Here is an 18,138-nt window from a genome sequence, read left to right as displayed (position 1 = left end):
ACTTATGTGAGTCTTGTTCTCACATAACAGTTAAATACATTTGCGTTTTGTTCATTGTGATTTATAATTATCATATACGAGAGTAATTCTGTCGTACCATTATGATGCAGTCAGCGGTGATATATGAAAGGTTTCCATACGCACAATAGTCACATTCCAACAGAGTACGAGTTCAAACATTCCAAATGGATTCAAAAAATGCTCCATGCCTACTGGGTTGTTATCATTGCACATTTCGCCATTCAGATTGGTTGTTTCCTGTTCCTGGAGTATGATCGCACACCTACAGATTTCTTGATGAATGTCCTGTTCTGGCCTACGGCCGTCAGCAGTTCATGCATTTTGTTCGCAAGTTGGGTTGATCGACGCTTCAGTTCATATTCCTTTTACACCATGTCTATAGCCAGCACGGTTATCGCCTGGACGATTATTCATGTCAATTATGACATTAGGATTATATTAGCAATCTGTCTGTTGCCCATCTTTGCTTCGGTGCTGTTCTTCAGTAAAAAGAGAGTCTGGATTGTCTTTCTGATGCAGATGACTGGTTACTTTCTGGTTTTGTTCGATCCGGCCTACCGGTTGTACCTGTCTTCATTTGACATGGTATCCATTCCTGCTTTTCTAATCCTAGGTACATATGTAGCACAGGTTATCGTAACCAGCGGCGTTGAGGTGCTCGATGATCTTCAGGCCAGCATGCTTGCCAAGCAGGACCTTATTGTGCGAAATGCCATTATGACCAAACAGTCCAAAACAGACGGTTTAACCAACCTTTATAATCAAAGTTCATTCAAGGATTATTATGAAAAAGCATTTGAGTATGCCAACAGTGGCATGAGTCTGCATCTGGCCCTGATCGATATTGATGACTTCAAGTCCATTAATGATACGTATGGTCATCGGGTTGGAGACATTATTCTGGAGAAAGTGTCCCTGATCATTCAGGAAACCATTACCTCAAGTGATATTGCAGCACGGTACGGGGGCGAAGAGTTTGCCTTATTGATGTTTGAGCAATCTTTCAAGCAGGCTTATGCCTTGGTGGAACAGATTCGTCAGAAGATTGCCTTGATGGGCCATCTGGAACTTGAAGGAGCTTCCATCACCGTGAGTATCGGTCTCAAAAGCTACAGCCCCAATCTAACCAAAGACAAATTGTTCGAGGAAGTGGATGCCTGTCTGTATGCCGCGAAACGAACAGGTAAAAATAAAACCGTAACATCACTTGATCTGACTTCATCCTTGGCAGAGAAAATATAAATAAAAAAGTTGTGCTGTACACCGGAATTCCGGTTTGTACAACACAACTTTTTTTGGGTCTGAATACGATCAGCACGCCGATCTTCTTCATACATCTATGTTTTCATTCCGCCCATTCCCAGCGATGGCGATTTTGCTCCAGCATCGGATGCAGGTATTCGGACGATCCATCAATGATGAGACGCAGCTCTTTGATCCAATCCTTGAAGGAATCAAATGAAGCAAACATATTCGCCATCTCTATCGTCAAATACAGAAAGTGAGGGGCTGGATATTCCGCAGTGATATGGCGCAGCGCGCTATCCACAGGTGTATATTTCTTTCTCTTGCCCTCAAGCCCCTCCACACGTATACGCGAAGTTGGATGTTCTCTCCGCCAATCATGCAGGCGGTCTTCTCTTTTGTAATATGCCTGTATCGAATCCTTGCTCATTCGTTTAAACGTGCTCTCGTGTAAAGGATACAACACAAGCTGTATGAATGAACGGGTATCTACCGTTGCAGCGGCGCGCTCGAGTTGCTCATCAGTCACATGTTCAAACGAGTCATAAAAAGTCAATGTGCCTTTGCGGCTGGCCGCAGGTGGCTCATAACCATAAGGTACAGATGTATATTTTCCAGACATTTCACCCCTCCTTGTTTATACGCACATTCGCACAAAGGTGATTGGGATAACCCAGCTCATGTTATTATACGCTAACGATCTTGCTTCAACTCGGAATAAAATGTCATTCTGTTCTTGCCTGCACGTTTGGACTCATACAAAGCTTCGTCCGCCATCCGAATAATCTCACTTGGGTTGTCGCTGTTGGTAGGATATTCGGCACCTCCGATGCTACATCCAATTCGAATTCGCTCGTAATCGATAATAAACGGCTTGTTCAAGCTTTGAATGATGGCTTCTGCATAAGCCATGGCTTCTTCCCTCGGATGACTTCCAACAGACTGAAGTACAATCAGAAATTCATCTCCGCCCAATCGGACTGTTATACCCTTCACCTGACCAAGAGCAGACAGTCGTTGGGCCACTTTCTGTAACAGCACATCTCCAGTCTGATGTCCAAGTGTATCGTTGACCCGTTTGAATCCATCGAGATCCAGATAGAGAAAAGTCAGCGTGTGATTTTCACTTTCGGTCTCCAAAGACTCCTCCAGATACACTTCAAGGGCAGTGCGATTTGGCAGTCTAGTTAACTGATCAAAATGCGCCAGATTCTGCATCACGACCAGCTCTGAGTTTTTATTCATAAGAGAGGTCAGCATATCCCGAAGCGAACGGGACAACACTTCAATCTCCTTAATCCCCTTAATCGCAGGAATCTCAAGCTCTTCCCCTGCACGCAGTCGATTGGCTACTCTGGTAAGACGCACAAGTGGGGCAGAGATCAGACGTGAGACAACCCAGCCAATCAGTGCAAACAGTACGGTAACGGCGAGTCCAGACCACACATTAAACCACATCAGGTCAAACACAGACGCAAAAGCAGATGACTTGACTTGACGAATGACTACGGTCCAGCCTAATCCGGGATAATCCAGATGACCCTGGCTGTAGGCAAGCCCTGTCACATATTCATTACCATCAGGCCACTTTTCAATGGACCAACTGCTTTTGTTGAGCTGGGCCTCTTCGATGCCAGGCAATACCAACGGTTTACCGACCCATTCCTTCGGCCCCAGCAGCACTGTATGTTCCTTTTTGCTTACGATAAAAAACTCAATGTCTTTTTCTTCCCTTTTTAATGGGGCAAGTACGGATTCCTCAACTTCCTTCGCCCATTCCCAGCTTAAATGTGCAGCGAGCACACCTTGAATCATGCCTTTGCTATCCTTCAGCGGAAAACTGATATCGACAAATTGCAACGGCTCTCCCGTTGGATTCGGAAGCAGCTTGGCAAGAAGTACTGCATTATGCACATCTCCAATGAATTTACCCTTGATTCCCTCCTGATACACAGGTCGCTCTGATAAATTTTCCCCAAGCAAGATACCATCCGTAGCAGCTAACACTTTTCCCTTCGGGTCCATGAATCCAACCCATGAGAATGAGGGAAAGCTATCTTGTAACTGATCCAGCAGCATCTGAATCTCATCAGGTTGGAATTCATCTTCCAACGAAGCCATTTGGCCCAGCAGGTCCAGTTCACCCGAGCGAGCCGACATGAATCGATCCAGCTTGTCCGAAGCCTGTGAGGCCGTGCCTGTAAGCGAGTGACCAATCTCAGTCTCTACAGCAACAAATGACTTTTGGCTAAAAATAGACCCAATTGTCAGGGTAACCAGCAAGGATAACACAGCAAAGATGACTGTAAGCACAGTTCTAATTTTGAATGACATTACTTCCTCCATTACACGGTGAAACCATCTTGCTTCTCAACATAACTATGCTGTAAAGAGTACACGGAATGTCACCTCGGACGTGTCTCAAAACTCGCTGAAGTGCATCTTTTACCGCCTTTTCGCCCCCTGCTGCGTCACTTTCCCTTGACGTGCCTCGGCACGCCTGCGGAAAACTTCCTGGCTTGGAACGAAAATTCGGCAAAATCTGCTTCTTCGGAGTTTCAGACACGCCCTAATCGTTTTCATATTTATCGGAACTTGTGTGTTTTTTTATTATACATGCCCATACAATATTATACTGAAATCTTCACCGTGTTTCTTCCATTCAAAGAATAGACACGATTCTGTATATACATACTTGGGTTATGAATATAGAGAGCAAGCATATCCTTCAAAGGATCATGCGCCTGTATGTCACAGAGAGAGTAATCGAAATACTAAACATTGGGGGTGTAATGTTGAGCCTGCTTCATGTTGCTGTTATTCTGCCTTTTGCCGCTGGCATTCTTCTTGCCATGCTGCATCGTTTCTTCCGTAAATTACATTTGGGATGGCCGGTTCTCCTTGTCCCGGCACTATTATTTGTATACTTTGCGAGTCTCATACCCGCTGTGTCACAGCGCAATACCGTATCCGGAAATATCCCGTGGATCCCTTCACTGGACATTGGATTCAATCTGTATCTGGACGGTCTGAGCCTCATGTTGACACTGCTAATCACCGGAATCGGTGTCCTCGTTGTTCTCTACTCCATCTTCTACATGGATATGAAAGAAGCGCTGAACCGTTTCTACCTGTATCTGTTGATGTTCATGGGAGCCATGTTGGGCGTGGTGCTGTCTGATAATATGATCGTGCTCTACGGATTCTGGGAATTGACCAGTATTACGTCATTCCTGTTGATCGCATTCCATTACAAACGTAAAGCCTCAACTTCAGGAGCACAAAAATCATTCCTGATTACGGTATTTGGCGGTTTCGCCATGCTTACCGGATTCATGATGATGTATCTCATTACCGGAACATTCAGTATTCGTGCAACCATTACAGGATTGGGTCAGTTTCAGGAAAGCGCACTATTTCTACCCGCACTTATCTTGATCCTGATTGGAGCTTTCACCAAGTCAGCTCAGTTCCCGTTCCATATCTGGTTGCCGGATGCCATGGAAGCTCCGACACCTGTGAGTGCCTATCTTCACTCAGCCACCATGGTCAAGGCCGGACTGTACGTTGTAGCACGGTTTACACCAATCTTCGGTGGACAGGGACTCTGGTTCTGGCTCGTTACCGGCGTTGGTCTTCTGACTTTGTGTTATGGATCATTCCTGGCGGTGAAAAAAAACGATCTCAAAGCGATTCTTGCCTATTCGACCATCTCTCAACTTGGTCTGATCATGTCCCTCTTAGGGGTTGGATCTGCTGCTCTCTACTTCGGATATGGCGAATCCTCTGCGATGTATACTGTTGCAATAACCGCTGCGCTACTTCACCTGTTTAATCACGCAACCTTCAAGGCCGCTCTGTTCATGGTCGTAGGGATTGTTGATCATGAAACGGGTACACGTGACATACGGAAGCTCGGTGGACTTGCTTCATTCATGCCAATCACATTCACCGTGGCATTGATCGGCTCACTTGCCATGGCGGGTATTCCGCCCTTCAACGGATTCCTGAGCAAGGAGTTATTCTTCCAGGCGATGGTGGAAGTCACGCATCTACGAATCTTTGGACTTGGGTCCTGGAGTGTTCTATTGCCGGTATTCGCTTGGCTTGCAAGTGTGTTTACCCTGATCTATGCGCTTATTATCGTGTTCAAAACATTCCTCGGTCGTAGCCAAAGCGAGATCCCTGCCGAGAAGCTGCACGAAGCGCCCGCTGGCATGCTCATTCCGCCTGTTGTTCTAGGTGTTCTTGTCGTTGTATTCGGACTCTTCCCGAATCTGCTGGCCGGATCACTTATTGAACCGGCAATGGCCGCTGTGCTTCCATCCCTCTTGAATGGGAATGAGCGCTTCGATGTACATTTCTCCCTGTGGCATGGATGGACTCCGGAACTAATTATGACAATCGGAGTTGTGATTCTCGGAATCACTCTCTACAAGCTGTTGCCACGATGGAGGAATATTTATGAGCATTATCCACAAGGATTAACAATTAACAATATGTACCACGTCGTGCTGGATAATCTTCAGCATTATGCACGCAAATGGACGGAAGCCTATATGAATGGCTCGGTTCGTAATTATCTCGTTTACATTTTCTCATTCACGGTCGCGTTGCTGGTCTATGCCTTCTTCCGTTCAGGAGAAAATATTAGCTGGAATCTGCAGGGCAATGCACCTTTCTCATTTTATGAGGTGGTACTGCTAGTCACGCTCATCGGTGCTGCAGTTTCGATTCCTTTTGCCAAGAACAGACTGTCAGCAGTCATTATGACCGGAGCGGTTGGTTACCTCGTAACCCTACTGTTTGTACTCTTCCGGGCGCCAGATCTGGCGTTGACACAGATGATTGTTGAGACGGTATCGGTTGCACTGTTCCTGCTCTGCTTCTACCATCTGCCTGAGCTTCAACGTGGCAAATCAAGCCGCAGTTATCTCACGGTAAATATGATCGTAGCGATTGCAGTCGGGATCGTGATGACTTTTGTTGCATTGGCCGCAAGCGGAACAGCCTCACTGGACAGCATTTCTACTTTCTTCCTTCAGGAAGCCTATGACTCAGCTGGTGGTAAAAATGTCGTGAACGTGTTGCTGGTAGATTTCCGTGGCTTCGATACATTATTGGAGATTATGGTGCTTGGCGTTGCTTCGTTATCCATCTACTCCATGATTAATCTGAACCTCGAAGCAAAAGATCTTGGAGCCCGCTTGAAGTTCCGTAAGAAGGACGAGAGTCAGGATTCCGAACCTGCTCTGGATGATGAAGCGGACAATACGAAAAAGTATGGTAACCGGGAACGCAGCTCATCCTCGTGGGATACTGTCCCTTTGCAGAGTAATGATGTATTGCTGCAAACGACCACCAAGGTTGTTGTGTTCATCATACTGACGTTTGCCATGCACCTCTTCTTTGCAGGTCACCACAATCCGGGCGGAGGTTTCATCGGTGGCTTGGTCACAGCAGCAGCGCTCGTATTGATTGCCCTGGCATTCAGTACAGATACGATACGCAAAGCGTTACCGGTTGACTTCCGTATGCTAACAGGAATCGGATTGGGTATAGCTTTACTCACGGGTGCGGGTTCATTTATATTCGGAGTCCCGTTCCTAAGTCAAACCTTCGGTTATTTCGAACTTCCTTTGCTGGGAGAGACAGAACTCGCCACGGCCATGCTGTTTGATCTTGGCGTGTATCTCGCTGTCCTGGGTGTCACCATGACCATCATTCTACAGATCGGGGAGGATCGCTGATATGGAAATATTGATGTGTGTAGCCGTTGGCATTCTGTTTGCGGTTGCCGTCTTTTTAATCTTGTCGCGGAGCCTGCTCCGTATCGTACTCGGCATGTCCATACTAACCCATGGCGTGCATCTGCTCTTGATCACCATGTCACGTCTCAAAACTGGGGCACCACCGCTGCTTGGGGAGATGGCTGAACGTTATGTCGATCCTCTTCCTCAGGCTTTGATACTAACTTCGATTGTTATTAATTTTGGACTCACTGCGTTTTTCTTTGTTCTCTCCTATCGTTCTTATCTGAAGCTGAGAACAGACGATATGGAAGAAGTAAGGGGGCGCCCATATGAATAATCTCGTCGTTCTGCCGATTCTCTTGCCTTTGATTACAGGTGTTCTGGCTCTGCTATTTTTCCGAAAAATAAATATCCAGCGGATCATTAGTGTCATTGGACTTTTGTTTACAGCAGCGGTCTCAACGATACTCATTACGCGGGTAGCTCAGACTGGAGTTCTAACGCTTAATATGGGTGGATGGGCACCTCCCTATGGTATTGTGCTTGTTGCGGACATGGTATCGGCGCTACTTGTCGTTGCCGCTTCCATCATTGCACTGGCGTGTCTGCTGTATGCGTTCCGCAGTGTGAACAAGGAGCGGGAAGAGCACCACTTCTATCCGTTCTTTCATTTTCTGATCGCGGGCGTTAACGGTTCATTCCTAACCGGAGATCTGTTCAATTTGTTTGTCAGCTTTGAACTGATGCTCATCTCTTCCTATGCACTGATCGTATTGGGAGGTACGGAAAGACAGCTTCGGGAAACGATCAAATATGTCTTGATTAACATCGTTTCTTCAGCTCTTTTTGTCGCTTCCATCGGCTTCCTCTACTCCATAACTGGCACACTGAACATGGCAGATTTGTCCGTCAAAATTGCTGAAGTGGGACAGAGCGGAGTCATTACCTTAATTGCTGTTCTCTTTCTGATCGTATTTAGCATCAAGGCCGGATTGTTCCTGTTCTTCTGGTTGTCGGGCTCTTATGCGGCACCACCTGCTGTTGTCACTGCATTGTTCGCAGGATTGCTTACAAAGGTTGGCTTGTACGCGATTGTGCGAACATTCACACTGATCTTCTATCATGATCCTGATTTCTTCCATGCACTAATCGGATGGATGGCTGGAGCAACGATGGTCCTGGGTGTCATCGGTGCGATCTCATACCGCGATGTAAACAAGATTCTCATCTACAACGTGGTCGCAGGTGTAGGGTTTGTCGCTTTTGGTATGGCTGCGGCCAGTCGCCCTGCACTGGAAGGTCTGCTCTTCTATATGCTGCATGATATGTTGATCAAAACATTGCTCTTCCTGCTCGGCGGTGCCTTGATCGCTGTTGCCGGAACATCCAAACTCGACAACATGGGCGGGCTGATCCATCGCTATCCGCTGCTAGGCTGGATGTTCTTCATTAGTGCACTTGCCTTGGCAGGTTTGCCGCCATTTAGTGGATTTCCGGGGAAGTTGCTTCTCTTTGAAGGAGGCTTGCAGGCAGGCTTGTATGGTCTTACCGGCATTGCGGTGCTTTCGAGCTTGTTGATGTTATATTCGGTACTTCGTATCTTCATACAAGCGTTCTGGGGCGAACCGCCTGCCGGGGTTACAAGACGCCCTTACGCGGTGAACGGCCTTCTGATTCCTGCCGGAATTCTGTTTGTATTCATCATCGTAATGGGTGTGGGGGCTGAAGGCATGTTCCAATTGACCTCCCGCGCAGGCGATATTCTACTGCATCCCAATATTTATATTGATGCCGTATTGAAGGAGTAGATGTCTATGGCCTTTCAGATTGTACTGAATCTTATCATTGCTTTTGTATGGATGTTTCTAAACAACGCCTGGAATGGTGTTGGTTTTCTCATAGGTTACCTGCTCGGACTGCTTCTCATCGGGGGGATGCGCAGATTCTTCCCCCAACGCTTCTATGTTGTGCGAGTCTGGGCCATCTTCAAACTGATTACTCTGCTGTTCAAGGAATTGGTGCGAGCCAGCATTGAGGTTATACGCCAGATTATCAAGCCTAAGCTCGATATAAGGCCCGGTATTTTTACGTATAAAACTCAATTGTCCTCGGATTGGGAAGTTACTCTGCTCTGCTTACTCATCTCATTGACACCAGGTTCTCTGCCGCTTGAGATCTCGGGTAATCAACGCAAACTGTTTATTCACGCGCTGGATATCAAGGATGAACAGAAAATGAGAGATGATATCCAAAATACATTTGAAAAAGCAATTATGGAGGTGACGCGTTAATGTTATCCTCACTGTTGTTCATCTCATTGCTCATTCTCTCCTTAGCCATTCTGGGTTGCTTGTACAGGGTGCTGCGGGGACCATCCATGGCTGACCGGATCACGGCACTGGATACCATCGGTATCAATGTGATTGCCATCGTTGCCGTTCTGTCGATGATGCTGCAAACTCAGGCCTATCTGGATATTATCTTGCTGATTGGCATTTTGGCTTTTCTAAGTACAGTGGCATTTGCACGTTATATTGAACGGGGGGCGGTATTCAAAAATGATGGAGATCGTTAAAGTAGCCGCTGAAACCGCTATAGGTCTACTCGTACTGCTCGGTGCACTACTCAGTGCACTCAGCGCATTTGGACTTATTCGTCTGCCTGATGTATATCTACGTGCCCATGCCGCAACCAAAAGTATGACACTTGGAGTGTTCTGTGTATTAAGCGCTACATTTTTCTACTTCTGGTATTTCGATAACTATATCAGTGCCCGCTTGTTGTTAGGTATCCTGTTTGTATTCATCACGGCTCCGGTCGCCGGACATCTGAATGGTCGGGCCGCCTATCGCACAGATGTACCACTGTGGGAGCAGAGCGTACAAGATGAATTGGAACCCTTGTTAAAAGGGAAAAAAGTGAACCATGAAGCCAAGGATATGATGGAGTAATCCCCAGCCTAGGCATAACAAATACCCCCGAGGATCAGCCGCCCGTTTCGCGGCATGTTCCCGGGGGTATTTGTTTATTTTGCATACATGGATCAGATCAAGCACTGATTAAGTAGTAAAGTCAGAATCCATTCAGTCCCTGTCTTCTCAGATCCGCAGCCACAATACGCGCAAGCTCCGCAGCCCCTTGACGATTAGGATGCAGACTATCCCCTGTCATATACAGAGCAAGTGTTGCGGCAGGACCAATAGACGTGAAATAGGCAGAACTCAGCTTGTTCAGTTCAACAAGGGTAACCCCCTCTTCCTGAGCGAGTGCACGGGTTGATTGATTGTACCAGCGGTTCTCCGCTTGATGCACATTGGCTGTATTAAAATCTGTTGCCCGGCCCTGAGGCGTGGAGAGGATAACCGTTGCTCCTTTGTTCTTCGCCTTACGTACCATATCCCGCATAATCTCCTTGAACTGCGCCTCCGTTGTATTGTTCTTGGCATTGGTATCGTTAATTCCGAATTGCAAAATAAAATAATCTCCTGGCTTGATATACTTGAGAATCGCTTCCATCTGACCATCATCGCGGAAACCTCTCGCAAATTGACCACTTGACGCCATATTTCGAACCTGGAAGGTGGAATTGTTCACATAGGACGGAAACAGCTGTCCCCAACCTCCTTGTACACTGCTACCCAGCGGATAGTAATTGCAGACTGTTGAATCCCCACCAATGTAGATTGTGCGGTTGGTAACGGTCTGATTGGATAACTTCCGGATTTCGAGTGCACTAAGTGTGAAGGCCGTACCTGTCTTTCCTTCTGTAACCAGCAGGTTTAATTGCCCGTCAGTCACCGGAATTTGAAACTGGTCCGTTGCCCCGTTGCCCGTCATATTAATGATCTGGTAGACACCTTCTGCAGCCACACTCGCTCTGGCAGTATTGCCCAGGACCACTTTAACTTCATATAGGCCATTGGACAGATTCACATTGAAGGTATTGGTGCTCTTGGTGCCGTAAGTCAGAAACTGCACAGCGTCACTCTTAACCCCGCTTCCTGAGGCAGGCACATTTCTCATATTGGCAGGTGTGTTGAAGCCATAACCTTTCGTAGGCGTATAGGCATCTCCTGCGGACACGCCTGTGTAACCGCTCTCAACAGCGCCCGAACCAAAGTCAAATCTGTAATTGTCCGTTGCCGCTTCAGCGACTTGCCCTCCACTGCTTCCCAAACCGATGCCCATTGTACTTGCAAACAGAACAAAACAGAGCAGAAGCTTTACCGATATTGACCATTTCATCACTAATTTCTCCTCTCGAATCAGAATTATATTAGTTGAAGATCCACAGCTTCACAGAACTTGGTCAAGCCAGTCATAAGCCTTCGCGCCGCTAATCTCATGTCCACCTGTAAAGAAATCCGCATCCAGTGATTCTGATGCTCCCGCCTGCTCATATATGTGTGTCAAACGGGCATACGCCTCTCTCGCTGCATGGATGGGGAACACCTGATCATCACTTCCGGCTTCAATAAAAAGTGGCCTAGGCACAATCAGGCCGATGAGATCCGGCAACTCCGCTTCACGCAGGATACCTGGCACATAGTTGTCCAGACAATGGTTCCGATCCAATATGCTGCCCTGGAATGTATTTGCATAACCGCTTACCACAGTTGCCCTGAACCGTTCATCCAACGCGGCTGTAAATGCAGTCACCAGCCCACCGCCCGAGATACCCATGATTCCAATTCGCTCCGAATCCACTTCTGGCCGAGTCGATACATAATCCAATACACGTGTTGTTTCATACACCCTATGACCGGCGAGGGTCTTCCCCACCATGAGCAGATGCGCAGCAATCTTCGTACAGGAGCTTACCCCTGGTGGCGCATCGCGGTCCTCTTCCAGTCTTCGATCACCAAATCCGAGCAACTCTGGAGCCGCAACCACATATCCACGCTTCACAAGAGCTACTGCAAAGTCCTTGTGTAATCCGGGCTCTCCTGTCCGTGGCGACCCATCTGGTTCCATGCCCGATATCTCTCGGCTACCGTAGCCATGCCCATGACAAGCAACGATAGCAGGCCTCTTTGTATCAGTAACGCTTCCATCACCAGGAATTAATAAATATACAGGCATGCGAAGTCCTGCATAGGTCGTGATTTCAATCCGCTCCCGAATATATCCGTCACAGGTAATGCGCTCCAGTAAGACAGGATTCAGTGCGGCCGCCATCGTGGGAAAACCGCCCAGCCGTTCTTTCACACGTGTACGTAACTGACTGCGCCATAAATTCAGGGGGTGATCTGCATTATACGCGGAACGACCACGAAGATTCGTTTGTTGTTGTAGATAGGCTTCAATATCAGACATGAGCCTGTGTCCCTCCTGTTTTTCGTAGGATAACGTAGATATAAGACTGTTATATGGAATTAATCCCATCCATTATAGAACAGTTAGGTCACCCATGAATTGAACATGTTTGCCTGTTTTGAATGGAATCACATGATTTCTAGCCAAAAAAAGGATATCTCCAACCTGAAGACAGGTTACGGAAATACCCTTCATTTCATCTGACCTGGCAGCCACCAGTTCCACCTGCCCATTAATTTCATCAATGCAGGTACCAGTATTAGACGGATTAATGTAACGTCAATCAACACCGCTGCCGTGATTCCGATCCCTAACTGCCTCACACCTGCGACTTCAGCAAAAGCAAACGGCACAGTCACCGCAAGTAGAATTGCCGCTGCGGAGGTAACCAGACGGCCTGTAGAAGCCAATCCCTGTTGGACAGCCACATCACTGTCTCCGGTTCGTCTATACACTTCCTGAATACGGCTAAGCATAAACACACCATAATCCATGGATATGCCAAACACCAATCCTGCAATGAATACAGGAATCATAATGGCAATGGCTGACTGCTCCATACCTAGATGTCCTTCATTGAACACCCACACCAATATGCCAAATGAAGCGGCTAAGCTGAGCAGATTCATCAGAATTGCCTTGATTGGAATGAGCATCGATCGGAATGCCGCCAGTAACACAAGATAATTGGTGACCACTACAAATACCAGCACTTTGGGCAGTTGACTTGTGACTTCCTGCATTATTTCATACTGCTTGGCAGCTTCCCCACCATAACGTAGTTTTACGTTGTTGAAACCCCGTGTATGATCGCTATTCCTTATTCGTTCAAGCCAACCTGCAACCTGTTCCGAACCAGGCTCCCCGTGCACGGTGGCTATCAATCGTATGGAATGGTCAGAGACCGTTGAACGCAGCCATGCCGTCCTGGTTGACTCCTTGCCTTCTATGGAAGGAGTCAATAAGGACGGTGGAATTTGAAAAAGGCTCTGCGAGCCATTTTGATTCGGCTGTAATAGGCCCCATGGTGAAACAATGCTCAATACGTCTGAGTCCTGCAGTAGTTGACGGGCTTTGTTGTGGGCCAACTGCCAGTGAGAGGCAGTCAACAGTTCCTGCTGTCCGCCAATCAGGATCTCGATGGCGGAGGTATTCTTTTGCCCCAAATCATGTTGCAACTGCTCTGCTGCTTGGCGGGACTCCATTCTCTCTGGCACTGAAGAGGCATCCGGGACGGACAATTCCAACCGGGTCACTGGATAAACACACAGGAGCAGCACAACCGTACCTCCAATGGCCATACTGACTGGTCGTTTCATGACCATCGCTGACCATCGATGCCAGACCGAGCTTCTGGGTAACGAATGGACTAACTTTCGCCTGAAGACCCGACCCGCAGACAGTGACAGCAGAGCTGGCAGCAGCGAAACATTTAACAGTAGCGACAGGAGCAGAACAATAATGGCCCCCAATGATACACTTAGAAACATTGGCAGTCTGATCCAGAGCAGACCCAGCAGTCCAAGGAGTACACAAGCTGCCGAGAACAACACCGCTCTGCCTGCTGTACGCAATGTTCGCTGAAGAATCTCGCTCCGCAAAACCTCGCTCTGCATATCCAGGCTATTGCTCGTAACGTTAGCTTTGCATTCATCTTCATAGGCCCGCTGAACTTCTTCCCTGTACCTGCTCAGGATGATCAGGGCAAAGTCTATACTCAGTGCCATGCCCACCATGGGAATCACATTAATGATAAAGTTGGACAATTCCAGATGATAACCAAGGAGTGTCGTGACTCCCATAGCGGTAATCACACCACTGATCCCCATCATGACAGCAATCAATGCAGCATATAACCCCCTGAATGCAAAACACAAAACGATCAGGGCAATCGGCAGGCCCACCATCTCTGCCCGTTCCAGATCACGAAAGCTCAGATGATTGACATCCTGCTGGACGACTGCCTTTCCCGTCAATTGCACCGTACCTGGACCGTCTGTTGCCAGCACGGCGCGCAACTGCTCCAGTGGGGGACCCATCTGATGCGCGGGCACATCCATTTTCACAAAGGCATAAGCCCTTTGGTTTTGCAGCGTCACTCTTTCGCTAACATCCAGAGGGGACGTGATAGAGGTTACCGCAGGCAACACTTGAACCTGTGTCAAACGATCCTTGATCCACTGCCGGAACTGTAACGGCGAGGTATTTTCCTTTTTCTCAAACACCAGAATAATCGGATCAGCAGGAGATCCGAATTCGTCCTCCAGAACAAGTTCAACCGCTTGCGCATCCCCGTGAACCCGTTTTAATCCGTGATCCTGAACAATGTCAGGTAACTTCCACGCCCAGACCGCTGACATCCCGATGATAAATACCCAGCAGAGAATAATGAACCGAGGATATCGGCTGATGAAGGCAGCAAGTCTGCGATAACCCATACCTAAGCTCCTCTGCGATCAGATTAGTCATTCGATTATGTTCATCGGTAAGATCATAAGCACATTCATACACTTACGGTGTATATCTCCTTCACTCGGGTTCGCGAACTATTGAATGCCATGATTCACAGGTGTTCTGTTCGCAATGGGGGCAGGGATGTATGTAAAAGGAAGTAACTCTGCCGTCAGTCCCGGGCCAAAGGCCAGCGCTATCCCACTGGAATGCTCTTCCTTCTGTCTGTAATCCTCGCGGATGGCTTGAAGAACAAAAAGAATCGTCACGGATGACAGGTTGCCATAATCCCGCAGGATGTTTCGGCTGTAGGAGACCTGCTCATCTGTCAGCTGATACAGCTTCTGAACAGCATCCACGATGCCTCTGCCTCCCGGATGTATCGCCCATATTTCCGGTAAACCGCTCCCCTCCAGCAACCGTTCTACCTCTGGACCGAGATGCAAACCAAGCAGCTTCGGAATCTGTGGTGACAGGTAGAGATCAAAGCCTGTATTGCCCACTTCCCAGATCATTTCTTCTGCACAATCCGGGAGCAGCGTTGAGTGCCCTCGACCCAGTCGAAAACATTCATTGCGGTCTGTTCCGGACGCGCCAATAACACAGGCAGAGGCGCCGTCTCCGAAGAATGATGCTGCATACAGGTCGTCCCGTTTGGCAGATGGCTGAAAGTGAAGTGTACATAGTTCCACACACACGATGAGAACTGTAGCCTTCTGATCTGTCGTTACAATGGAATTCGCCAGTTGGATCGCCTTCAGACCGGCTGCACATCCTTGAAACACCAGTGGAATCCGGTTGATCTGCGGTGACAGTTCAAGCTGTTGGATCAGCCGAACATCAAGTCCGGGCAGGAATTGCCCCGTGCAACTCACCGTAATGAGATGTGTAATTTCCGAGGAGGTTACGTCTGCATCCTGAATGGCCTGTCCGGCCGCCTCGAGACCAAGTGGAACAGCAGCAGCTTTGTATTTGCCCATACGCTCGGATGTAGTCGGAACCTCGTCCGCATTGGTAAAGGGTAAATATCGGCAAGAATCAACAGGCTCAAGCAGATTCGGTTCACACGTATACCGAGTCTCTACACCGCACTGATTAAAGATTCGTTTGGCCCACCTTCTCGCATCTGGCTCATGTTCCAGCGCTTGCGCGAGACGGGCAGACACATCCTTTTGCTCAATACGGTGGGCAGGCCACGCCGTTCCTATTCCCATAATACTTGCCCCAGTATTTGCCTCAAGCTGGTTCATCGGCTTAACCCCCTTATAGTACGTGTTCAAAATTAGGCTTTTTAAACAACCTATATATAAAATAGGTTCATATGACATATGTGCAGGATATAGTACAAGTCTATTCACTACCTGTCCTGTTTATGTTCATATTAACAAGCAAAGGCGGACAACATATGCGATTTTCGCACGTGCTGTCCGCCTTTGCTACGGGATTAAACCCGTTCCTATATTACATATTCGATCTGTCAGAACTATTCAGGCCGAATTATCGTGAATCTCTCCCCAAGCTTGGCATAATCATTACCTGCCAGTCGACTTACTGGTTTCAAATGGTCCATCAGGATATAGCCCTTGTCCGGATTGTAGACTTGTTCACTGAAATGATACTGTACAATGCGTACCAGCAGCAGGTCACTCACTGGTTTGCCCTCATCATTCGTGATCGGAATGTGTTGATACAGCTCACACTCCATCCGAATGAGTGCTTCCTGAATTCCTGGCACAGCAACCTTGGTACTTGGCACTGTAGTCAGTTTTGTCCGCTCAAGCTCACTTTCGTGGGGTTCCAGTATGGCTGCTGTCTCATTCACTTCTGTTATGATTGCTTCATCACAGATATGCACGACCAGTTCTTGATGAGCAATCACATTACGTGCAGTATCTTTCATGATACCGTCTTTACGTGCAATAGATATGGATAACAGCGGTGGGTCCGAACTAACCACATTAAAGAAACTAAAAGGCGCTGCATTAATTACACCATTCTTATCTGAAAGTGTCGTCACAAAAGCAATTGGACGTGGCACCACCGAACCACTCATCAGTTTATAGTTGTCTCTCCCCGTTATTTCACGTGGATCCAATGTATACATATGTAAATATCCCCTTCCATGCTCGTGAAGCAAATGACAACTCTACTTCATGATACAACAATGCTTCTACTTCTTTATTATATATCGTAAAATGCTAAATTAACAAAAAAACTCCCTGGTGCCCACTGCACCAAGGAGTTTGAACATGCCATTTCGTATTGGCTATTTCTTATTTAACGATGCTGTTCTGAATGTCTTCCATAATTTGAAGATTCGCTTGAACTCCGCTGTACAACCAGCTACTGGACCGGGTGAATTCAAAGACATTACCTGTCTTTACAGCAGGAATGCTCTGCCATACGGCATCTTTCAGCGCTTCTGAGCCTGCTCCCTTGTCACTGTTCACCAGGAATAGATAGTCTGTGTCCATTTCCGCGATCTTCTCCAATGAAATCTCAGACCAGTTACCCGTTGCTTTCGCGGATGCTTCCTTCACAACATTAGGCTCTGCAAGTCCAAGTTCGTTGTACATCACTTCACCACTGGAAACATTGTTGCTTACAACATAAAACTTGTTATTGAATAACCACAACGCTGCAGCGGATTTTGTTCCTCCAGTAACAGCAGTTACTTTTTCTTTGATTTCCTTTGCCTTGGCATCATAATCATCAAGCGCCTTCTGCGCTACATCCGATTTGTTCAGAAGCTCGCCGATCTTGAGCAGAGCCTGACGCGAGTCCTTGTTGACCTCATCTCCGAGTACATAAGTAGGGGCAATTTTGTTGTACTGTTCGTATTTCTCCCCTTCCACTGTACTTTCAGAACCCATAATAATCAGGTCTGGTGAGAAACTGGCCATGGCTTCAAAAGGTAGATCACTTGCAATACCAGGTATGCCATTCAGATCATTTTGCAGATAATCCTGCAAACCATTGCCGTTGTTGATGGACCACTGTGCCGCTGGCTTAACACCGAGTGTAACGAGATGGTCTTCCAGATAAGACGCGATGACACGTTCAGGGTTAGCCGGGATGGTTACTTCGTGTCCCATTGCATCTGTTAATGTGCGCTCTGTAGCGGCTTCTGTTTGTGTCTCAGTCTCCGTTTTTGTATCGTTCTCTCCTGCTGCTCCATTCTCTGCAGGCTTCGCTCCACACGCGGCCAACCAGATGGACAAAACCATCACCGTCATTAGAAGCATGATCATCTTTTTATTTCTCTTAAACACTTGATATATCCCCTTTCAATTCATTATAGAAACCTTATTCGGCGCTATTGTGACAGATTTCAATGTTCAAAAATATTGAA

15 protein-coding genes are annotated in these 18,138 nt (G+C 47.4%); 7 read left to right on the top strand and 8 right to left on the bottom strand.

Features of this window, described 5'->3' with window-relative positions; all coding sequences use genetic code 11:
• The first annotated feature begins 123 nt into the window (after nt 1-123).
• A complete protein-coding gene (locus tag MHH92_RS12715) occupies nt 124-1,263 on the top strand; it encodes a GGDEF domain-containing protein (protein WP_340904034.1) in 1,140 nt (379 codons plus the stop codon).
• A gap of 103 nt (nt 1,264-1,366) precedes the next feature.
• Here the strand turns inward: MHH92_RS12715 and MHH92_RS12710 are convergent, their stop codons facing one another.
• Entirely contained in the window at nt 1,367-1,888 is a 522-nt protein-coding gene (locus tag MHH92_RS12710) for a hypothetical protein (RefSeq protein WP_036608711.1), read from the bottom strand.
• Nucleotides 1,889-1,959: 71 nt separating this feature from the next.
• On the bottom strand, nt 1,960-3,600 hold the full coding sequence (locus MHH92_RS12705) for a sensor domain-containing diguanylate cyclase (protein ID WP_340904032.1): 1,641 nt from the start codon (nt 3,598-3,600) through the stop codon (nt 1,960-1,962).
• A gap of 461 nt (nt 3,601-4,061) precedes the next feature.
• Between MHH92_RS12705 and MHH92_RS12700 the strand changes: the two genes are divergently transcribed.
• Genes MHH92_RS12700 through mnhG form a run of 6 tightly spaced genes read left to right on the top strand, consistent with a single transcriptional unit; the run spans nt 4,062 to nt 9,970 of the window.
• Nucleotides 4,062-7,016, top strand: a complete 2,955-nt coding sequence (locus MHH92_RS12700) for a Na+/H+ antiporter subunit A (RefSeq protein ID WP_282322184.1) — start codon at nt 4,062-4,064, stop codon at nt 7,014-7,016.
• A gap of 1 nt (nt 7,017) precedes the next feature.
• Nucleotides 7,018-7,356 (top strand): Na(+)/H(+) antiporter subunit C, encoded by a 339-nt coding sequence (locus MHH92_RS12695; RefSeq protein WP_036608715.1) that lies wholly within the window; start codon nt 7,018-7,020, stop codon nt 7,354-7,356.
• Complete coding sequence (locus tag MHH92_RS12690; RefSeq protein ID WP_047842678.1) at nt 7,349-8,827, top strand: Na+/H+ antiporter subunit D; 1,479 nt, start codon at nt 7,349-7,351, stop codon at nt 8,825-8,827. The genes MHH92_RS12695 and MHH92_RS12690 overlap by 8 nt, the downstream gene beginning before the upstream one ends.
• 6 nt (nt 8,828-8,833) lie before the next feature.
• Nucleotides 8,834-9,310 (top strand): Na+/H+ antiporter subunit E, encoded by a 477-nt coding sequence (locus tag MHH92_RS12685; RefSeq protein WP_047842677.1) that lies wholly within the window; start codon nt 8,834-8,836, stop codon nt 9,308-9,310.
• Nucleotides 9,310-9,594, top strand: a complete 285-nt coding sequence (locus MHH92_RS12680) for a Na(+)/H(+) antiporter subunit F1 (RefSeq protein WP_017688855.1) — start codon at nt 9,310-9,312, stop codon at nt 9,592-9,594. Before MHH92_RS12685 ends, MHH92_RS12680 begins: the two co-directional genes overlap by 1 nt.
• Nucleotides 9,578-9,970 (top strand): monovalent cation/H(+) antiporter subunit G, encoded by a 393-nt coding sequence (gene mnhG / locus MHH92_RS12675; RefSeq protein WP_017688856.1) that lies wholly within the window; start codon nt 9,578-9,580, stop codon nt 9,968-9,970. Before MHH92_RS12680 ends, mnhG begins: the two co-directional genes overlap by 17 nt.
• A 121-nt stretch (nt 9,971-10,091) precedes the next feature.
• Here mnhG and MHH92_RS12670 read toward each other — a convergent pair whose 3' ends face one another.
• From MHH92_RS12670 to MHH92_RS12645, 6 genes are all read right to left on the bottom strand, one after another.
• Complete coding sequence (locus tag MHH92_RS12670; RefSeq protein WP_340907671.1) at nt 10,092-11,207, bottom strand: rhamnogalacturonan acetylesterase; 1,116 nt, start codon at nt 11,205-11,207, stop codon at nt 10,092-10,094.
• Nucleotides 11,208-11,315: 108 nt separating this feature from the next.
• The gene (locus MHH92_RS12665) at nt 11,316-12,335 is read right to left on the bottom strand and encodes a dienelactone hydrolase family protein (RefSeq protein WP_340904027.1); all 1,020 of its coding nucleotides are present in this window, start codon (nt 12,333-12,335) and stop codon (nt 11,316-11,318) included.
• Between the two features lie 191 nt (nt 12,336-12,526).
• A complete protein-coding gene (locus tag MHH92_RS12660; RefSeq protein WP_340904025.1) occupies nt 12,527-14,773 on the bottom strand; it encodes an MMPL family transporter in 2,247 nt (748 codons plus the stop codon).
• Between the two features lie 108 nt (nt 14,774-14,881).
• Nucleotides 14,882-16,036: a type III polyketide synthase gene (locus MHH92_RS12655; RefSeq protein ID WP_340904023.1), complete on the bottom strand. Its 1,155-nt coding sequence runs from the start codon at nt 16,034-16,036 to the stop codon at nt 14,882-14,884.
• A gap of 233 nt (nt 16,037-16,269) precedes the next feature.
• Nucleotides 16,270-16,890, bottom strand: a complete 621-nt coding sequence (locus MHH92_RS12650; protein ID WP_036670635.1) for a flavin reductase family protein — start codon at nt 16,888-16,890, stop codon at nt 16,270-16,272.
• Nucleotides 16,891-17,059: 169 nt separating this feature from the next.
• Nucleotides 17,060-18,058 (bottom strand): ABC transporter substrate-binding protein, encoded by a 999-nt coding sequence (locus MHH92_RS12645; RefSeq protein ID WP_282321681.1) that lies wholly within the window; start codon nt 18,056-18,058, stop codon nt 17,060-17,062.
• Nucleotides 18,059-18,138: the final 80 nt, after the last annotated feature.

Source organism: Paenibacillus sp. FSL M7-1414, assembly GCF_038003195.1.
GTDB classification, from domain to species: domain Bacteria; phylum Bacillota; class Bacilli; order Paenibacillales; family Paenibacillaceae; genus Paenibacillus; species Paenibacillus amylolyticus.
Note: the sequence above shows the minus strand (reverse complement) of the source record. Positions and strands in the feature narration are given on the sequence as shown.

Excerpts from the sequence above, each read along its gene's own strand:
- MHH92_RS12715 (WP_340904034.1), top strand. The coding sequence starts at position 124 with ATGAAAGGTTTCCATACGCACAATAGTCACATTCCAACAGAGTACGAG.
- MHH92_RS12710 (WP_036608711.1), bottom strand. The coding sequence starts at position 1,888 with ATGTCTGGAAAATATACATCTGTACCTTATGGTTATGAGCCACCTGCG.
- MHH92_RS12705 (WP_340904032.1), bottom strand. The coding sequence starts at position 3,600 with ATGTCATTCAAAATTAGAACTGTGCTTACAGTCATCTTTGCTGTGTTA.
- MHH92_RS12695 (WP_036608715.1), top strand. The coding sequence starts at position 7,018 with ATGGAAATATTGATGTGTGTAGCCGTTGGCATTCTGTTTGCGGTTGCC.
- MHH92_RS12690 (WP_047842678.1), top strand. The coding sequence starts at position 7,349 with ATGAATAATCTCGTCGTTCTGCCGATTCTCTTGCCTTTGATTACAGGT.
- MHH92_RS12685 (WP_047842677.1), top strand. The coding sequence starts at position 8,834 with ATGGCCTTTCAGATTGTACTGAATCTTATCATTGCTTTTGTATGGATG.
- MHH92_RS12680 (WP_017688855.1), top strand. The coding sequence starts at position 9,310 with ATGTTATCCTCACTGTTGTTCATCTCATTGCTCATTCTCTCCTTAGCC.
- mnhG (WP_017688856.1), top strand. The coding sequence starts at position 9,578 with ATGATGGAGATCGTTAAAGTAGCCGCTGAAACCGCTATAGGTCTACTC.
- MHH92_RS12670 (WP_340907671.1), bottom strand. The coding sequence starts at position 11,207 with ATGGGCATCGGTTTGGGAAGCAGTGGAGGGCAAGTCGCTGAAGCGGCA.
- MHH92_RS12665 (WP_340904027.1), bottom strand. The coding sequence starts at position 12,335 with ATGTCTGATATTGAAGCCTATCTACAACAACAAACGAATCTTCGTGGT.
- MHH92_RS12660 (WP_340904025.1), bottom strand. The coding sequence starts at position 14,773 with ATGGGTTATCGCAGACTTGCTGCCTTCATCAGCCGATATCCTCGGTTC.
- MHH92_RS12655 (WP_340904023.1), bottom strand. The coding sequence starts at position 16,036 with ATGAACCAGCTTGAGGCAAATACTGGGGCAAGTATTATGGGAATAGGA.
- MHH92_RS12650 (WP_036670635.1), bottom strand. The coding sequence starts at position 16,890 with ATGTATACATTGGATCCACGTGAAATAACGGGGAGAGACAACTATAAA.